Genomic DNA, 17,448 nt, shown 5'->3' on the forward strand with positions numbered 1-17,448 from the left:
CCTACAAAAAACCGGCATCGACTGCCGGCTTTGTTTTTATTCTCTTATCAACGATTTTCCAAAAAGCGGATCCGCTCTTCCAGGGCGTATACCCGTTGTTCCAAGGCGGCGTAGCGCCTTTTCAGCTCGCGGATGTCCGCCTCTTCGTCGTAGGCTTCCGCGGCCGGCGCCGTTTCCGCCCTGGCTTCCGCTTGGGCTTCGTCCATGCGCTCCTTGGCATAGCGCTTGGCCTTGGACAGCGTCTCCCGGGCTCCCTCGCCCACTCGTTGCAGACGCTCTCTGGCGGCTTCTTTCGCCTGATCCATGGCCATGTTGGCGGCGATCTGCGCTTCTCTCGCGTCTTCATCCGCCCCTTCCATGCTCTCTTCTAGGTTGTGGCGCATTTCCTTGGCTTCTTCTTGGAAACGGTCGATGCGCTCCTTGGCCTCTTGACTGTAAAATTCCGAGAGGCGATCTTCCTCTTCTTTCAGCAAGACGTCGATATCTTTCAGCCGCGTCTTGGCCGTGGCGAGGAAGCCGTCGCTTCGGTCTTTTAATTCCACGCCGGTCCGCGCCAGGGCGGCGTCGACGACGGAAAAGAGCACTTCGTCCCGCGACATGCCCCGCATCTTTGCGGCGGCCATAAAGGCGCCTTCTGCTGAAAGATCGGGGAAGGCCCACGCGTCCACCACATAGGCGGTGTTATCTGCCACTTCCATATCGAAATAAGCCATATCTCTGAATTGAAAGAGCGTAAACACTTTTTTCGTCAGAGAAATGACTGCCGCCGCTTCTTCCCCTGTGAGATCCTCGTCACAAGCCGGCAGGATTTTCATATCGTCGCCGTTTCCTATGACGGCCACGTGGACTTTCTTACCCGTCAGAGGCTCACGCACGTAGATAACCGGTGCCGCTTCCAACAGAGCCCTGGCTTTTTCGTAGAGGGCCTCTTCGTCTTCCACGAAGACCGCTTCATCGGCCGCCGCCAGGATCAAGGGATACTCGGCGTCGATCTTCGCCAGATCCACCACGCTGGATGCCATATAGACCCGCCGATAAGGCAGGCCCTGTTGCTTCAAAATACCCGCGGCCAAGATGGGGTCTTCGCCGATGCCCAGGCCCATAACCCCGGCGCCGACGAAAGGAATGCCTTCGCCGGTCAACAGGGATGCCAGGGACTTCCTTTCGTCTCTATCTTTCACCAGAGGAAAGACCAAGTCGATCTTGTCCCATTTTAATTTCGCGATTAGGGATTCGTGGATCACGTATTGTGCCACGTCGGCTTTTTTATTTAAGACCGCCGTCAAATCGTCGGCTTCTTTTCGCCGGGCGAGCACCGCTTCCCTGCGGTCCGCCTTGTTTTTTTCCTGATTGTTTAACAGATCGATAGTAATTCCGATTCCCATACGTCACACTCCTTTATGGAGTTTTACCCGAATCGCCTCTTAATCAATCGTTGTTGTAGTCGCCGATTTCGTAAATGGTCACCGCGTCTTTCAGAGGATTGTTCTTCAGGGTTTGGGCGTAGACCTTGGCCTTGTCCAAATTGGTGAAGAGTTCCACGTCGCATTCGATGGCGTTTCGACGAATCAAGAAGCCGTCCCGCTTGGAGTCGTTGCCCTTGGTGGGGGTGTTGAAGACGAGGTCGATCTCCCCTTCTTGGATCAGGTCGATCATCGTAGGCGCTTCTTCGCCGATGCGGCGCACTTCCTCGGCGTCGATGCCGTTTTTATTTAAGAAGGCCTTGGTGCCCTTGGTGGCGTAGAAGGTGACGCCGTCTTCCGCCAGAGATTTGGCGATGGGCAAGAATTCCTCTTTGTCGCGGTCGCGAATGGTGCAGAGGGCGCGGCGGCTCTTGGGCGCGATGTCCGTGCCGGCGGCCAAAAAGCCCTTGGCCATGGCCTCTTCTTCCGTGCGGCCCACGCCTAAGACTTCGCCGGTGGAGCGCATTTCGGGCCCGAGGGACGCTTCTACCCGGTGGAGTTTTTCCGTACTGAAGACGGGGATCTTCACGCAGGTGGTGGGAGAGACGGGGCCGATGCCCGTGCCGTAGCCCATGGATTTTAAGCTTTCGCCGAGCATGACCTTCGTGGCGATTTCCGTAATGTTCATGCCAGTGACCTTGGAGAGGTAGGGCACGGTGCGGGAGCTTCTCGGGTTCACTTCGATCATGTAGAGGGTGTCGTCTTTAATGATGAACTGAATATTGATCATGCCGTTGACGCCCAGCTCCAGGGCCACTTTCTTCGTGGCATCTAAAATGGCCTCGTCCATTTTCTCGGAAATGTTGCGGCTGGGATAGATGCTGATGGAGTCGCCGCTGTGGACCCCTGCCCGCTCCAAGTGTTCCATAATCCCCGGCAGGAAGACGTCGGTGCCGTCGCAGATGGCGTCCACTTCACATTCCATGCCTTGAATGTATTGGTCGATTAACACCGTGCGCTTGGGATCCATGGCGAAGGATTCTTCCAGGTAGTAGCGCAGATCCTCGTCGGCGGTACAAATTTCCATGCCTTGGCCGCCGAGGACGTAGGAGGGACGAACGAGAACGGGATAGCCTAAGCTTTCCGCCTTTTCCATGCCTTCTTCCACGCCGTGAACGCCCACGCCTTTCGGGCGCACGAGGTTCAGCTCTTCCAACATGGCGTCGAATTTTTCCCGGTCTTCCGCCCGGTCGATGGCCGTGGGATCCGTGCCTAAGATGGGGATGCCTTCTTCCTTAAAGACGCCTGCCAGCTTAATGGCGGTTTGGCCGCCGAACTGGAGGATGACCCCTTCCGGTTTTTCCTTCTCGATAATGTTTAATGTATCTTCCGCCGTCAGGGGCTCGAAGTAAAGTTTGTCGGAGATGTCGAAGTCCGTGGAGACGGTTTCGGGATTGTTGTTAATGATAATGGTTTCGTAGCCTTCCTTGCGCAGGGTTTTGACGCAGTGAACGGAGGCGTAGTCGAATTCCACCCCTTGGCCGATGCGAATGGGGCCGCTGCCGATGACGATAATGCGGCGCTTGTCCTCGTGGACCGGGGACTCGTCTTCCCCTTCGTAGAGGGAATAGAGGTAATTGGCCTTGGCATCTGCCAGGCCCCCTTGGGTGTCCACCTTTCTGTACTTGGCTTCGATGCCGAAGAGCTTTCTCAGCTCGCGGATGAATTTTTCGCTGACGTTTAAGCGATTGGCGATGATTTCGTCGCTGAAGCCCAGTCGCTTCATTTCGCGGAGCTTGTCTTCCGTCAGATCTTCCTTCTTCATGGCTTCCAGTTCCGCTTCCACGCCGACGATGCGCTTAATGATGCGGAGGAAATAAGCGTCCATCCCCGTTTCTCTGGATAGGCGGCTGATGTCGTAGCCCGTGTTTAAAAGGGCCGCCAGGTAGAAGAGGCGCTCGTCGTTGGGCCGCTTCACATTTTCCTTTAGTGTGGCGATGTCCATGGTTTTAAAGCGGGGGTGGAGCAGGCTGAAGGCGCCGATTTCCAAAGAGCGCAGGCCTTTTAACAGGGCCACTTCGAAGGTGGGGCCGATGGCCATGACTTCGCCGGTGGCCATCATCTTCGTGCCCAGATTGCGATCGGCGTTAAAGAATTTGTCGAAGGGCCACTTGGGAATCTTCACTACCACGTAGTCGATGGAGGGCTCGAAGGCCATGGAGCGGGTGCCGGTGATTTTGTTTTCGATTTCATCTAAGCCCAAGCCCAGGGCGATCTTTGCCGCCACCCTAGCGATGGGATAGCCCGTGGCTTTCGATGCCAGGGCCGATGAGCGGCTGACCCGGGGATTGATTTCGATGACGGCGTATTGCAGGCTGTTGGGTTCCACGGCGAACTGCACATTGCAGCCCCCTTCGATGCCCACGCCTTCGATAATGCGGAAGGCCGCTTCACGAAGCATGCCGTGTTCCAAATCCGTCAGGGTTTGGGTCGGTGCCACCACCATGGAGTCGCCGGTGTGAACGCCTACCGGGTCGATGTTTTCCATATTGCAGACGCAGATGCAACTGCCCTTGGAGTCGCGGATCACTTCGTATTCGATTTCTTTCCAGCCGGTGATGCATTTTTCGATTAAGACTTGGCCGACGCGGGAGAGATGGATCCCGGCGTGGGCGATGGTCTTGAGCTCCGCTTCCGTTTCGCAGATGCCGCCGCCGGTGCCGCCTAAGGTAAAGGCCGGGCGCACCACCACGGGATAGCCGATGATCTTTGCATAGGCCACGGCGTCGTCCACGCTTTCCACGGTTTTCGATTCGATAATGGGCTCGCCGATTTCTTCCATGAGTTGACGGAATTCTTCCCGGTCTTCGCCTTTCTTAATGGAGGGAATGGAGGTGCCGATAATTTCCACGCCGTATTTTTCCAAGACGCCGGAGTCGTAGAGCTCGATGGAAAGGTTCAGGCCCGTTTGCCCGCCCATGCCGGCGATAAGGGCGTCGGGGCGTTCTCTCGCGATAATCTTTTCGATGACTTCCGCGTTCAAGGGTTCGATATAGACCTTGTCCGCCACTTCCCTGTCGGTCATAATGGTGGCCGGGTTGGAGTTGACGAGGACGACTTCCACCCCTTCTTCACGAAGGGATTCGCAGGCTTGGGTGCCGGAGTAGTCGAATTCCGCCGCCTGACCGATGACGATGGGGCCGCTGCCGATGACGAGTACTTTTTTAATATCTTTGTTGCGGGACATAATTCCTCCTAGGCTAATTCGCTGATGACGGACAGTTGTGCGCTTAACAGATCCCGAGCGCCGGGCAGGCCGAAGGGATCGAAGAGCACGCCGACGGCTTTGTTCTTTTCGTCTGTGAAGCCTTCCACCGTATCGTCGGCGACGTTTCTGTAGTCGATCTTCACGGACTCGGGCAGGTGATCGATGCCGTATTCTCTGTTTTGGCTCGTCATATAGACCCGCTCCCCTTCTCCCTTCACGGGAATGGATGCGCCGGCGTGAGGCGAGGCGAGCTTTTCCAGATCGCCGCCTAAGGCCAGACCCAAGAACTGTGCCCCGAGGCCCATGCCGTAAATGGGAAGCTTGCCGATCATCTGTCCGATGTCGTGTACCAGGTCCAGATAGTTGGCGGCGACGCCGGGGCCGGAGCTAAGGAATAAGAGATCCGGCTCGTCGTCTAAAATCGCTTCGTAATTGGTCATGGCGGGGTAGACGATGAGGCGGTAGCCCGCGTCGTTTAATGCTTCCAAGATACCGTCCTTGACGCCGAAGTCCCAAAGGGCGACGGTGGGGCCTTCCCCTTCGATTTCCGTGACCTCGATGGTGCTCACCTCTTCGATGGTGTTGGGATTTTGTTCGGCGAAGTATTCGTCCATTTCGGAAGGCGTCATGAGGCGATCGGTGATGACGCCTTTTTGCATGCCCGTTTCCTTTAAGTGGCGAATGAGCCCGCGGGTGTCCACATCTTCGATGCCCGCCACGTCGTAGTAGTTTAAGTAAGCCTTCAGATCCATTTCGCTGCGGAAGTTCGTGGCGTTTTCCATGGCGCGGCGGCAGATAAAGGCGGCGATCGTCGGTCCGTCGGACTGATTGTCTTCGAAATTCATGCCGTAGCCCCCGACCAAGGGATAGGTAAAGAGTAAAATGCGATCTAAATTGGCGGGGTCGGTCATGACTTCTTCGTGGCCGATCATGGTACCGTGTACGGTAAAGCGGCCGCCCACTCTGCGCCGCTTGCCGCTGAACTGTTTGCCCGTAAAGACGGTGCCGTCTTCTAATTGAATATACATAGTCGCTCCTTTAAATCATCCCGCGAATCTCGTCCAGGGATCCGATGTTCTCTTCTTCCATATATGTTTCTAAATCGGCGATGAGCCGGGGCACGATGTGGGGCTCCACTAAATTCATGGTGCCGATTTCCACGGCACGGGCCCCCACCATAATCATGGCGATGACATCTTCCGCCGATTGAATGCCGCCCATGCCCACGACGGGAATCTTCACCGCCCGGGCGGTGTCCCGCACCATTCTCAGGGCGATGGGAAAGATCCCGGGCCCGGAAAGGCCGGCGTAGACATTGTCGAAAACGGCGCGGCGATTTTTTACATCCACGGCCATGGCCTGGAAGGTGTTTACCAGACTGATGCCGTCGGCTCCCGACGCTTCGCAGGCCTTGGCCAGCTCCGCCGGATTATCGCCGTTGGGAGAAAGCTTCACCACGATTTTGTGGCGGCTCACTTCCTTGACCTTGGCCGTAATGGCCGCCGCATCCTGACAGTGCAGGCCGAAGGCCATGCCCCCCGATGCCACATTGGGACAGGAAATGTTCAGCTCGATCATATCGATGTCCGCCTCGTTTAACATTTCCGCGGCGATTAAGTAATCCTCCACGCTGTGGCCGCCGAGATTGGCGAGGATCACCGTGTCGATCTTTCGCATCTCGGGCAAGATTTCCTTAATGAAATGCTCCACGCCGGGGTTCTCGAGACCGATGGAGTTCATCATCCCCGAAGGCGTTTCGTAAACCCGCCGCCCCGTGTTGCCCGGCCGAGGATTGAGGGTCAGCCCCTTGGATGAAATACCGCCGATGATGGCCGGATCGTAAAAGGGGGCGTATTCCTCGCCGAAGCCGTAGGTGCCCGAGGCGCCGATCAACGGGTTCTTCATGGTGTTGCCTAAAAGCTCCGTCTTAAGCATAGATGGACCTCCCTTCAAAGACCGGGCCGTCCTTGCAGACCCGCACCCGCCGGCCCTCTTTTTCGCAGGTACATGCCAAGCAGGCGCCGAAGCCGCAACCCATGTGTTTTTCCATGGAGACGTAGATTTTATTTTTCGCCCGCTTCACCGCTTCCCGCATCATGGGATCGGGACCGCAGGTGTAGATGACCTCGTCTGCGATTTCAAGCTCGTCGAAAATATTGGCGCCGAGGTAAAATTTCACCCGATCACCGTAGGGGGCGTAGATGGCCTGAAGGCCCTCGTTGGGCTCCCGCAGGCCGATGGCCACGGAGAGCTGATTGTTTCTGTCCCCTTCCAGCAAATGGAGGGAGGGGGCGATGCCGGTGCCGCCGCCGATAAAGAGGGTCTTCTCTTTTATTTCGGGAAAGCCGCGGCCGAAGGGCCCTTCCGCCACGATCTCTTCCCCGGGAAGCAGACGCGCCAGATCGTCGGTGCCGCCGCCGACTTTTTTTATAAGGAAAGACAGGGCGCCGTCTTTTAAAGAGAAGACGGATATGGGCCTCCCCAAAAGCTTCGCCCGGTTCCGAGGCTTCACCATGAAAAATTGTCCCGGCGAGGCGTCCCCGTCGTAAGCCAGGGTGAGGACGAAGAGGCCGCCGCCCAAGTCCACATTACCGATTACCATCATTTTTTGCCTCCAGTAAGGTCAGGATCAGGGCCATGCGCATGTACATGCCGTTTTGCGCCTGCTCGAAGTAAAGGGCCCGGGGATCGCTGTCGATTTCAGGATCGATTTCGTCTACGCGAGGCAGGGGATGGAGCACGATTAAATCCTCGGCCGCCGCTTCCAGCACCTCGGCGTTCAATAAGTAAGAGCCCTCGTAGCGCTTCGCCTCTTCTTCGCTGATGAAGCGTTCCTTTTGCACTCGGGTCATGTAGAGCACGTCCAAGTCTCCGATGGCGGCCTTTAAATCGTCCACTTCCACATAGGGGCAGCGGGCGGTTTTTAAATATTCCTCGGGCATGTTCAGGCCTTCGGGGGAAATAAAGACGAATTCATTGTCGTAGTGATTTAAAAACTGAAACAGGGAGTGAACGGCGCGGCCGAAGCGCAGGTCGCCGCAAAAGCCGATCTTTAAGCCCGACCATGCCTCCTTGTGCTTGCGAATGGTAAAAATATCCGCCAGGGTCTGCGTCGGGTGGGCGTGGTCGCCGTCGCCGGCATTAATGAGGGGCATGTTCTCGAGGACGTCCACGGCCTTGTGCTGGGTGTAGGCACAGGGATGGCGCATGACGCAAATGTCCGCGTACTGATCCACGATGTGCAGAGTGTCCCGCTCGCTTTCCCCCTTGGCCAGACTGGATCCCTTGGCGTCGCCTAAGTGAAGCACCTGACCGCCTAAGCGGTACATGGCGGCGTCGAAGGACATGCGGGTTCTCGTGGAAGGCTCAAAAAAAAGACTGGCCAGGATCTTGCCGTCGCACGCGTGGGCGAAACGTCCGGGATCCGATGCAATTGCTTGCGCCAGTCTAAATAAATCGTCGTACTCTCTTTCTGTCATATCATCCGGTTCTATGAAATGTTTCAGCATATGGCCTCCTATAAAAAAAGCTTTTACACAGGTAAAAGGCACAAAGAGAGACCCGTCCCTGGGGACAGGTGTATTCTGTTTTGCGACCTTTTTAGTGTCTCGCACTAAATTAAAGTATCTTCGCTACAAATAGTCTACGCCCCCGGCGGCCGTTCGTCAAGGAAAAATGACGAGAGAAATAAAAAAGCCCGAAGGACGCTTCATGTCCTTCGAGCGATGTTTCAAACTTCCTCTTTTCCTCCCGGCCACGGCGTCGCATCGTGATCGGCTTTCAATTCTTGTTTCGCCTTTTCCAAATCGTAGGGCGCATCGGCCTTCTTATTCTTCTTTCCCGGAAGCTGCCAGCCGTAGTTCAATTTGTAGGTCGTGTTTCCATAGGCTCCGTCGATTAACCAAGTGGCCCCCGAGTCGTCGGCCATGGCCGCCAGAACCTTGGGCACGCCCTCTTCGATGACGAAATGGACTTTGTAGGGGTTGCACACGGAGGCGTGTTCCTTGCCGTCGTAGAAGGAAAAATCCACGAACATGGTGACGTCGTAGGTGCCGTCGCCGTTGTCGATAAATTCTTCATCCTCGAAGATCGCCTTTTCAAGGACGTATTTTCGCCCCACCACCTCACAACGATAGGCATTCATGGCTCGCTTATCTTTTATAAACTGCTGAAGCTTCTGTGCGTCCTTGCTTAAATTGTCCGTGCTGAATTTCTCGTCCTGAGCGAAATCGCAAAAGTCGTTTAAAATAAAATTTCGCGCCGTCTTTAAGCAGGGCTCCTTCCATTCGCTATCATCGCTTTTTGCAAAGGAGCTGTAAGGCCCGATGCAAAAGGTCGCCGCAAGGGCCACGAGAGCCAGGCCGCCGCCGAGTAGAAGTAACTTCTTCATCTTTATCCTCCTTCTGTGCTTTTTCTATGTACGGTTACGACGTCTGCTTTATAAAGGCATTCGACATCTCTTTGGCTACCGCTATCTGATTTTAATATACGCCTTGTCTCCTCTCCCGCGGTTACAAAAAGATGAGTAAAAATTGATGTTTTGTCAAAGAAAAAGAGCCGAAATTTTAAAAACGAAAATAAAGGGAAAATACGTTAAAGAAAGGCTACTCGCCACAGGATGAGCAACAATTTTATACAGTGAAGGAGAATGGATTTTACTATGAAAAAAAGAGACATTTTATTTTGCCTATTTCTTCTGATCTATGCCATTTTTGGATGTAGCTATGCTTTTTTCTCGGAGTACAAATTAAATAGAATGCTCACAACAACATTCGGATTTGCCCATTTATATTCTTTTTTTACCATGATATGCGTTGTAATGCTCCTTTTTTCATTATTAGCAGTGGCAATTACCTTGTTAAAGAATGGATTTAAATTGAAATTTGATACGCCAAATTCAATTTTAATTTCATCAATGGTTTTTTCAATGCTTTTTATTTTCGGAGGAACCGGCACAGATAAACTAGTCGAGACAAGCCGTGATGGTCAGACAATTAGACTCGTTGAATGGAATGTAGCTGACAATATAAACGAGGCAAACATCCGAGATATTTTCGGCGAATTTGACGCTGATATCGCTGTGTTCCCGGAACTTGGAGGATATGAAAAAGGGGATCATTCGAATAGTAGGCTCATTAATTTGTTCAAAAAAGCCGGTATTGATTTCGAAAAGTATGAAGTCTATGTTTCGGAACCGACGGAGGGCAGTATAGCTCCCGTTACAATCGTGATAAAGAGGGCATTCGGTCGCTACAATTTTTACAAGAAAACACCTATGACGAGATTTGGAACAGTCTATTTATCTCCAACTACAAAGGGAAAACCGTCCATTATAGGATTGCACACGGCACCTCCGCTTCCGGGGTTAATGGGCATTTGGAAAAATGATTTAGATTTAATTTCAGACCTTTCTAAGCATAATAAAGATTCGATTATAATTGGAGATTTCAATGCCACAATGAAGCATGGTCGTCTTAATACTATAAAAACACATGTCGATGCTTTGGAGCATGCACCGAAATTTAATTCGGGAACATGGAACATAGATATTCCATCGCCTTTTAGGACAAGAATAGATCATATTTTAATACCAAATAATAAGTATGGTGTGAAAAACATAGAGCTTAAAGCCCATAGCAACTCAGACCATTTGTGTGTGTTTACAGAAATACAGGAGTTAACCAATTAAAATTTACGTTATGAAGCAAGCGACTTAGAATGATATCTTCGTCGCTTTTTTATTGTTCAAATTGCAATCGAAGTGCAACGGAACCCCCGGTCTAACCGGGGGTTTTCTAATGCAAAAAAGCGGCTCGAAGGAGCTGCTTTTTTTGTGGGCGAAAAAAGATTGACGAAAAACGAAAACCGTTGTACATTATTATTGCCGACGGAACCGTCGGTAGCAGAAACAGGGAGGAGAGGTTATGGTCAAAAAGCGTTTACGTCCGGAGGCGCGAAAGAAAGAAATTTTAGCTGCGGCGGCAAAACTCATAACGGAAAAAGGCTACAGCCACGTCACCATGGAAGATGTTGTAGAGGCGACGGGGCTTTCCAAAGGCGGCCTGTACCATTACTACAAAAGCGTCGACGACATTCTCTACGATTTAATGGTGGAGGGCATGCGCTACCGGAACGACATTATCAAGGATGCCACGGCAAGCTATGACGGCCCGATCGATCCGGAATTTGTGGCGGAGAGCATCGTAGAGAAAATGCTTGATGACAACCCCTATATGCCGGTGTACGTGCAGTTTTTACTCGCCAAGCGTCGCAATGAAAAATTGGAAAAGCTGTTTTTAAAATTAAAGGAGCAAACCCTGGAAGAATCAAACGCATTTTTATTTTCCGAAGGGGGCGTGAAGATGAATGAGGACATGCTTGATTTGCTCACGGATTTCATCAACACGATGATCCTCGGCAGCGAACTTTTAGATGCACGGGAAAATTTTAAAAAGCATCGCCAACTTCTTCTCGCCGCCACCCAAAACATACTTAAATCGACAGTCTAAGTCGGTTTAAGTTTTTTTACAAGATGCCGTGATAATTATTATCACGAGGAAGGAGGTCTTATGGCCATTTACAAAAAAATATTCGCATATGTACCCGAGGCGAAAGGTTACGGTTACTTATCTCTGCTTTTATCCGTTGCAAGCGCCGCAGGTCTCGTGGCGGGCTATTATTTCGTCTACTGCGTCATGGTGGCGTTGATTCAAGAAGGCAACGTCGCCCACGCCATGGCGCTCTCTATTCGCACCATGATGACCTTGACAGCGGGCAGTTTGCTTTATTTTGCATCGGGCATCGCATCCCATAAATTAGGATTTCACGTGGAAACCAATCTTCGCAAAAAAGGCATCGACGGCGTGACAAAAGCCAGTTTCCGTTTTTTCGATCTCAATCCCAGCGGCGTCGTTCGCAAAACCATCGACGACAACGCCGGGTTAACGCACCAATCGGTGGCGCACATGATTCCCGATTTAGGGCAAGCCTTCGTCGTACCCATTCTAAGTTTGATCTTAGGTTTTTACGTGAGCATTCGTTTGGGCATCGTCCTCGTCGTCCTTATCGTCATCGGCGGTTTGCTCTTTAAATCCATGATGGGCGGGGAAACGAAATTTATGCAAATTTACCAAGACGCCTTAAAGCGTATGAGTGCCGAAACGGTGGAATACATTCGGGGCATTCAAGTTGTCAAAATTTTCGGCGCCGACGTTCAATCCTTTAAAGCACTTCACGACGCCATTCACGATTACGCAAAATACGCCTATGCTTATTCCAAATCCTGCAAATTGCCTTACACGGCGATTCAATGGCTCCTAATCGGCGTCACTGCCATCGTCATGATTCCCCTGTCATTATACTTACACCGCGTAGGCGATATGCGTTCTTTCTACGTGGAAATGATCATGCTCCTCTTTATTTCGGGGGTCACCTTTTCATCTCTCATGCGAATCATGTATTCCAGCATGTATATTTTTAACGCCAACTACGCCCTCTCCAATTTAGAAAAAATGTACGACGACATGCTGAAAGATAAAATTGCCTTCGGAACGAAGGAAACTTTTGACGGAGAGGATATCGTCTTTTCCCACGTGGACTTCGGCTACGGAGATAAGCCCGTCTTTAAGGATTTCAACCTGAACCTGGACGGTGGCAAAACCTACGCCCTCATCGGCGCGTCGGGATCGGGGAAATCTACCCTCGCCAAACTCCTTTCCGGATTTTATAAAATCGACGGCGGCGACATCTTCATCGGCGGAACGCCTTTGTCCGATTATTCGGAAAAAGCCGTGGCGAAAAACATCGCCTTTATTTTCCAAGATCCGAAACTCTTTAACGGCTCCATATTCGACAACATCGCCGTCGCCAAAGGCGGCGCCACGGAAGACGAGGTGTTGAAGGCGCTGAAAGACGCCGCCTCCATGGACATTATCGAAAACCTGCCCGAGGGCATCCACACCTTAATCGGCGCCAAGGGCGTGTACCTTTCCGGTGGAGAAAAACAACGGATCGCCATTGCCCGCGCCATGCTGAAAGACGCAAAAATCGTGGTAATGGACGAAGCCAGCGCCGCCATCGACGCCGACAATGAGTACAAATTGCAGGCATCCTTTAAAAAGCTCATGGAGGGCAAAACCGTTATTATGATCGCCCACCGCTTGACGAGCGTGCGAAACGTAGATGAAATCCTCGTCATGGAAAAGGGGAAGGTTGTGGAGCGAGGAAGCCACGACGTGCTGATGGCAAAAGACAGCTACTACAAGCGGGAACTTTTGCGCTATAACATGGCCAATGATTGGAGGATCAACGATGAAAGAGCACTTTAAAAAGAAATTCCATGTAACCGAAGAAGGTGCACAGGGATTGGTGCGTGCCGTGTGGGCGAGCTTTATCGTCAACGTCATCGCCATGTTTCCCGTCATGATTCTTATGTTGCTGGGTCAGCAGATTTTAGAAGGCACATTCTATTCGCAAACACTTTATTTCGCGCTATCTCTCGGCATTTGCGTCATATTGTTTGTCGCTCTCCTCGTGGAGTACGAGCGCATGTATAACGCCACCTACAAAGAATCGGCGAACTTGCGAGAAAATTTGGGGAAGACTTTGGCGAAATTGCCCCTGGCCTTTTTCTCAAAACGCAATTTAAGCGATTTGGCGCAATCCATTATGTCCGATGTAGAAGCCATCGAACACGCCATGAGCCACGCGATTCCGAAAATTTACGGGCTCTACCTCTTCATTCCCATTCTCGGCGTCATGCTGTTGGTAGGGAATGTTAAGCTGGGCCTTGCGGTCATCCTTCCCATGACGCTACGCCTCTTAATCCTCGTCGCTTTTAAAGGAGAGGGCATTAAGAGGAATAAAAAATTCTTCGATCAGCTGCGGGCCAATGCGGAAGATTTTCAAGAGGCCATCGAGCTGCATCAGGAAATCCGGAGCTACCATTTAACGGATGACGTTCAAAAGGATCTTTACACCAAAATGGACGAAAGCGAAAAGATCCAGATGAAGACCGAAGGCTTAGCTGTGGGCATTATGGCCCTGTCGAATTTATTTTCCTTTATCAGTCTCGGGATCGTCCTTTACGTCGGCGTCGGGCTCCTCGCCAAAGGAGAAGTGAGTTTACTCTATGTCGTAGGCTATGTCCTCGCCGCCATGAAACTTAAAGATTTAATTGATCTTTCCAGCGAAGCGGCTCTGGAAATTCGCCACATTACCCCTCGCGTCGAAAATATCGCCTCGATTCAAGATGCGCCCCTCCAAAAGGGAAAAGACGTGGATCTTCGACGCGTAAGCATTGATGTAGAAAATGTTCACTTCGGCTACGGCGAAAAGAACGTGCTGGACGGCGTGAACTTCACCGCTCGCCAAGGGGACGTTACCGCCCTCGTCGGGCCCAGCGGCTGCGGTAAGAGTACCCTCTTAAAACTCATGAGCCGCCTTTACGATTACGATTCCGGCGCCATTCGCATCGACGACTACGATATTCAAAATGTTTCCACCGACTCCCTCTTTAAAAAGACATCCATCGTCTTCCAAGACGTGATGCTCTTTAATACGAGCGTCATGGAAAACATTCGCATCGGACGTTTGGATGCCACCGACGAGGAAGTAAAAGAAGCGGCGCGTATGGCCAATTGCATGGATTTTATTGACGAAATGCCCGAAGGATTCCATACGGCCATCGGGGAAAACGGACAGGAACTTTCCGGCGGTCAACGGCAACGGCTTTCCATCGCCCGGGCGTTCTTGAAAGATGCGCCTATTTTAATTCTCGACGAAATCACATCCAGCTTGGATGTAGAAAATGAACGGATCATTCAACAATCCCTGAACCATTTAATTCAAAATAAGACGGTGGTCATCATTTCCCACCGCTTAAAGAGCGTGGAAAAAGCGGATAAAATCGTCGTCTTAAACAAAGGAAAAGTCGAAGGAGAAGGCAGGCACGACGAACTGCTGAAAACCTCGCCGACCTACCGAAACCTTATGGAAAAATCTGAAATGGCGGAAGCCTTTGTGTATTAGGAGGAAGTATGAAAAATGAAAAATTAAAGGTCAAAGATCTCGTTACCATCGGGATCTTTGCCGTTATCTATTGTATTGTAATGTTCGGCGTCGGAATGATGGGCATGATCCCTATTTTATTTTTAATCTATCCGACCATTCTCGGCATCGTTAGCGGCGTCATCGTCATGTTGTTTATGGCGAAAGAGCAAAAACCCTGGGCGCTTTTTATCTTCGGAATGTTGACGCCCCTGGGAATGTTTGTCATGGGACATACTTACGTGGTGCCTGTACACGCATTAGTGGTGATGTTGATCGCGGAATTTATTCGCCGAGGCGGAAATTACCGTTCCTTTAAAAATAACGCCATCGCCTTTGGTATTTTTAATATGTGGATTTGCGGATCCCTTATGCAAATGCTCTTAGTAAAGGAAAAATATATGGAAATGTGTGCCATGATGGGATCGGATTATGTTCAAGCGCTTGAAAAACTTATCACCTACCCCCATATGGCCATCGTCTATGCAGGGGCTTTTATCGGCGGCATCGTCGGCGCATGGATCGGCCGCGCCATGCTTAAAAAACACTTCATTAAGGCGGGCATTGCATAATGAATGAAACGCCAAGTGTTTCATTTGATCCAAACCCCATTACGAAATTCATTGTTACCATGCTCGTAAGCTTTACCGTATTACACCCCATTGGACTTTTTGCTTGGGGTGTGATGGTGTGGATCAGTTTGTTCTTTTGGTTAAGAGGATTAAAAAAAGAAGCATTGCAAGGTTTTTTGGTTTTCACTCTTCTTTATTTCCTGCCGAATTTTGAAGGCGCCATGGCCCTTCCCGGATTTTTAAAAATGTTTGTCGCCCTTTTAGTCGTGGTTAAAATGTTTTACTTGCCCTTTATGGCAGGGAAATATCTAATTCAAACATCTGACGTAGGCGATATTATAACCTCTATGGATACCGTTCATGTGCCCAGGGTCATTACCATCCCCGTCGCCGTCATGTTTCGCTTTTTTCCTTCTTTTAAGGAAGAGCATTATCACATTAAGCAGGCGATGAAGATACGAGGGATTACGTGGAAAAATCCTTTGCGCTACGGGGAATATGTAAGCGTTCCGTTGCTTATTTTATCGTCGACTATTGCCGATGATATTGCCATGGCGGCGGAAACGCGGGGAATCGGCATCGAGGGAGAGAAAACGCGCTATCGGGAAGTGAAACGCGGCGGCGTCGACCTCGTGTATTTTCTCGGCGTGTTCGGTTTTGTATTGGGAGGCTGGTTATGCTTGAGATAAAACATTTATCCCTAACGTATGGCGATGCCGAAAAAAGCTTACATGACATTACCTTTTCTGTGGCGGACGGCGAATGCGTCTTGCTCGCAGGAAAGAGCGGATCCGGCAAATCTTCCATTTTACGCGCCATCAACGGCATCGCCTCTTCTTACGACGGAGCATTTCTCGAAGGGGAGATACTGATCGACGGTCGTGCAGTTGAAAAAATGAGCATGGCCGATCTGTCCCAAATGATAGCCAGCGTGTTTCAAAATCCCAAGACCCATTTTTTCAATGTGGATACGACCTTGGAACTCGTTTTTTATTTGGAGAACATAGGCCTTTGTCGCGAAAAAATGAAGGAGCGATTGGAGAAAATGCTCGCTCTTTTCCATATCCGGCATTTAATGGATCGTGATATTTTCAAATTATCCGGCGGTGAAAAACAAGTGTTGAGCATCGCCGCGGCCTATATAAGTGGTGCACCCATTATTCTCCTCGACGAACCGTCATCAAATTTAGATGAAAAGACGACTCGAATCTTACACGATATGCTTTATTTGCTAAAAAGAGAAGGCATTACATTAGTGATTGCCGAACATCGGCTTTATTACCTTATGGATCTCGTAGATAGAATTTATCTTATGGAGAAGGGAAAACTGAAAACAACTTTTAACAAAAGTGCGTTTTTGGATCTTTCCGAAAAAGCGTTGTATGCCCAAGGGTTACGTTCGACACGCCCTATAGAATTAAAGGAAAAATCAGGAAATCATAACGGATCCGATCTCAACATTCATTGTTTACAGCACTTTTTTGAGGGATCGGCGAAGGGATTTTCCGTAGAAGATATTGGCCTTGCAAAAGGAAAGGTTTACGGCATCGTCGGAACCAACGGTTGTGGAAAATCCACATTCCTCAGAAGTCTTCTCGGCATCGAAAAGAGCGTGAAAGACGATGTCGAATTTAAAGGAGCAAAGATACCAAAGCGTAAACGACTGGCACAATCCGCATTGGTTATGCAGGATGTGAACCATCAACTTTTCAGCGATACCGTGGCGGGGGAAGTCGTGCTCGGGCAAAAGACGATCGACGAGGAAAAGCGTGAACAAATATTGGATCGCTTAAACCTTTTGGATAAGAAAGAGCGCCATCCCATGAGTTTGTCCGGCGGCGAAAAGCAACGGGTCGCCATTGCTTCGGTTTTATTGAGCGATCGGGAAATTATCGGCTTTGACGAGCCGACAAGTGGAATGGATTACGAAAATATGGTCAGCATTTCGGGACTTACGCGGTCGTTGGCAAAAGATGGAAGGATTTTACTCGTCGTTTCCCACGATACGGAATTTTTAAATCGTACGGCAGATGAGATCATCGACATGGGTTCTTTCGGAATTCAAAAGAATTAAACTAAAAAAGCAGGTTAACCTTAGTAGAGTGACTCCATAAAGTTGGACCCGGAAATCCAGCCTTTGGGAGTCAGTGCACTTCGG

Annotated in this window: 14 protein-coding genes; 7 read left to right on the forward strand and 7 right to left on the reverse strand. The window is 50.7% G+C overall.

Annotated features, from left to right (window positions below; genetic code table 11):
• Nucleotides 1–47: 47 nt before the first annotated feature.
• The 7 genes from BN7444_RS01770 to BN7444_RS01800 all read right to left on the reverse strand — a co-directional run bounded on the left by BN7444_RS01770 (nucleotide 48) and on the right by BN7444_RS01800 (nucleotide 9,061).
• Nucleotides 48–1,385: a D-alanine--D-alanine ligase family protein gene (locus BN7444_RS01770; RefSeq protein ID WP_068454910.1), complete on the reverse strand. Its 1,338-nt coding sequence runs from the start codon at nucleotides 1,383–1,385 to the stop codon at nucleotides 48–50.
• A gap of 43 nt (nucleotides 1,386–1,428) precedes the next feature.
• On the reverse strand, nucleotides 1,429–4,650 hold the full coding sequence (carB, locus tag BN7444_RS01775; protein ID WP_068454913.1) for a carbamoyl-phosphate synthase large subunit: 3,222 nt from the start codon (nucleotides 4,648–4,650) through the stop codon (nucleotides 1,429–1,431).
• Nucleotides 4,651–4,658: 8 nt separating this feature from the next.
• The gene (locus BN7444_RS01780; protein WP_068454916.1) at nucleotides 4,659–5,699 is read right to left on the reverse strand and encodes a carbamoyl phosphate synthase small subunit; all 1,041 of its coding nucleotides are present in this window, start codon (nucleotides 5,697–5,699) and stop codon (nucleotides 4,659–4,661) included.
• A 10-nt stretch (nucleotides 5,700–5,709) separates the two neighbouring features.
• Entirely contained in the window at nucleotides 5,710–6,606 is an 897-nt protein-coding gene (locus BN7444_RS01785; RefSeq protein WP_068454919.1) for a dihydroorotate dehydrogenase, read from the reverse strand.
• Nucleotides 6,599–7,276 carry an iron-sulfur cluster-binding protein gene (locus tag BN7444_RS01790; RefSeq protein WP_068454922.1) on the reverse strand — a complete coding sequence of 226 codons (678 nt, stop codon included), beginning with the start codon at nucleotides 7,274–7,276 and terminating at the stop codon, nucleotides 6,599–6,601. The genes BN7444_RS01785 and BN7444_RS01790 overlap by 8 nt, the downstream gene beginning before the upstream one ends.
• Complete coding sequence (pyrB, locus tag BN7444_RS01795) at nucleotides 7,260–8,180, reverse strand: aspartate carbamoyltransferase (RefSeq protein WP_068454925.1); 921 nt, start codon at nucleotides 8,178–8,180, stop codon at nucleotides 7,260–7,262. The genes BN7444_RS01790 and pyrB overlap by 17 nt, the downstream gene beginning before the upstream one ends.
• Nucleotides 8,181–8,401: 221 nt before the next feature.
• Nucleotides 8,402–9,061 carry a hypothetical protein gene (locus BN7444_RS01800; RefSeq protein WP_068454928.1) on the reverse strand — a complete coding sequence of 220 codons (660 nt, stop codon included), beginning with the start codon at nucleotides 9,059–9,061 and terminating at the stop codon, nucleotides 8,402–8,404.
• A gap of 270 nt (nucleotides 9,062–9,331) precedes the next feature.
• Here BN7444_RS01800 and BN7444_RS01805 point away from each other — a divergent pair, with 270 nt between their 5' ends.
• The 7 genes from BN7444_RS01805 (at nucleotide 9,332) to BN7444_RS01835 (ending at nucleotide 17,364) form a co-directional block, all read left to right on the forward strand.
• Nucleotides 9,332–10,360, forward strand: coding sequence for an endonuclease/exonuclease/phosphatase family protein (locus BN7444_RS01805; protein ID WP_068454931.1), 1,029 nt, complete (start codon nucleotides 9,332–9,334; stop codon nucleotides 10,358–10,360).
• A 235-nt stretch (nucleotides 10,361–10,595) separates the two neighbouring features.
• Nucleotides 10,596–11,180 (forward strand): TetR/AcrR family transcriptional regulator, encoded by a 585-nt coding sequence (locus BN7444_RS01810; protein ID WP_068454935.1) that lies wholly within the window; start codon nucleotides 10,596–10,598, stop codon nucleotides 11,178–11,180.
• A gap of 60 nt (nucleotides 11,181–11,240) precedes the next feature.
• Entirely contained in the window at nucleotides 11,241–12,998 is a 1,758-nt protein-coding gene (locus tag BN7444_RS01815; protein ID WP_068454938.1) for an ABC transporter ATP-binding protein, read from the forward strand.
• Nucleotides 12,982–14,700: an ABC transporter ATP-binding protein gene (locus tag BN7444_RS01820; RefSeq protein WP_068454941.1), complete on the forward strand. Its 1,719-nt coding sequence runs from the start codon at nucleotides 12,982–12,984 to the stop codon at nucleotides 14,698–14,700. Before BN7444_RS01815 ends, BN7444_RS01820 begins: the two co-directional genes overlap by 17 nt.
• 8 nt (nucleotides 14,701–14,708) lie before the next feature.
• Nucleotides 14,709–15,290 carry an MptD family putative ECF transporter S component gene (locus BN7444_RS01825; RefSeq protein ID WP_068454944.1) on the forward strand — a complete coding sequence of 194 codons (582 nt, stop codon included), beginning with the start codon at nucleotides 14,709–14,711 and terminating at the stop codon, nucleotides 15,288–15,290.
• Nucleotides 15,290–15,979 carry an energy-coupling factor transporter transmembrane component T gene (locus BN7444_RS01830; protein WP_068454947.1) on the forward strand — a complete coding sequence of 230 codons (690 nt, stop codon included), beginning with the start codon at nucleotides 15,290–15,292 and terminating at the stop codon, nucleotides 15,977–15,979. The genes BN7444_RS01825 and BN7444_RS01830 overlap by 1 nt, the downstream gene beginning before the upstream one ends.
• The gene (locus tag BN7444_RS01835) at nucleotides 15,967–17,364 is read left to right on the forward strand and encodes an ABC transporter ATP-binding protein (RefSeq protein ID WP_068454950.1); all 1,398 of its coding nucleotides are present in this window, start codon (nucleotides 15,967–15,969) and stop codon (nucleotides 17,362–17,364) included. The genes BN7444_RS01830 and BN7444_RS01835 overlap by 13 nt, the downstream gene beginning before the upstream one ends.
• Nucleotides 17,365–17,448: the final 84 nt, after the last annotated feature.

It is taken from the genome of Peptoniphilus pacaensis (genome assembly GCF_900088125.1).
GTDB lineage: Bacteria > Bacillota > Clostridia > Tissierellales > Peptoniphilaceae > Aedoeadaptatus > Aedoeadaptatus pacaensis.

What these genes read in the sequence shown, in the direction of transcription:
- BN7444_RS01800 (WP_068454928.1), bottom strand. Translation starts at nt 9,061, where the DNA reads ATGAAGAAGTTACTTCTACTCGGCGGCGGCCTGGCTCTCGTGGCCCTT.
- BN7444_RS01820 (WP_068454941.1), top strand. Translation starts at nt 12,982, where the DNA reads ATGAAAGAGCACTTTAAAAAGAAATTCCATGTAACCGAAGAAGGTGCA.
- pyrB (WP_068454925.1), bottom strand. Translation starts at nt 8,180, where the DNA reads ATGCTGAAACATTTCATAGAACCGGATGATATGACAGAAAGAGAGTAC.
- BN7444_RS01770 (WP_068454910.1), bottom strand. Translation starts at nt 1,385, where the DNA reads ATGGGAATCGGAATTACTATCGATCTGTTAAACAATCAGGAAAAAAAC.
- BN7444_RS01790 (WP_068454922.1), bottom strand. Translation starts at nt 7,276, where the DNA reads ATGATGGTAATCGGTAATGTGGACTTGGGCGGCGGCCTCTTCGTCCTC.
- BN7444_RS01835 (WP_068454950.1), top strand. Translation starts at nt 15,967, where the DNA reads ATGCTTGAGATAAAACATTTATCCCTAACGTATGGCGATGCCGAAAAA.
- carB (WP_068454913.1), bottom strand. Translation starts at nt 4,650, where the DNA reads ATGTCCCGCAACAAAGATATTAAAAAAGTACTCGTCATCGGCAGCGGC.
- BN7444_RS01830 (WP_068454947.1), top strand. Translation starts at nt 15,290, where the DNA reads ATGAATGAAACGCCAAGTGTTTCATTTGATCCAAACCCCATTACGAAA.
- BN7444_RS01825 (WP_068454944.1), top strand. Translation starts at nt 14,709, where the DNA reads ATGAAAAATGAAAAATTAAAGGTCAAAGATCTCGTTACCATCGGGATC.
- BN7444_RS01780 (WP_068454916.1), bottom strand. Translation starts at nt 5,699, where the DNA reads ATGTATATTCAATTAGAAGACGGCACCGTCTTTACGGGCAAACAGTTC.
- BN7444_RS01805 (WP_068454931.1), top strand. Translation starts at nt 9,332, where the DNA reads ATGAAAAAAAGAGACATTTTATTTTGCCTATTTCTTCTGATCTATGCC.
- BN7444_RS01810 (WP_068454935.1), top strand. Translation starts at nt 10,596, where the DNA reads ATGGTCAAAAAGCGTTTACGTCCGGAGGCGCGAAAGAAAGAAATTTTA.
- BN7444_RS01815 (WP_068454938.1), top strand. Translation starts at nt 11,241, where the DNA reads ATGGCCATTTACAAAAAAATATTCGCATATGTACCCGAGGCGAAAGGT.
- BN7444_RS01785 (WP_068454919.1), bottom strand. Translation starts at nt 6,606, where the DNA reads ATGCTTAAGACGGAGCTTTTAGGCAACACCATGAAGAACCCGTTGATC.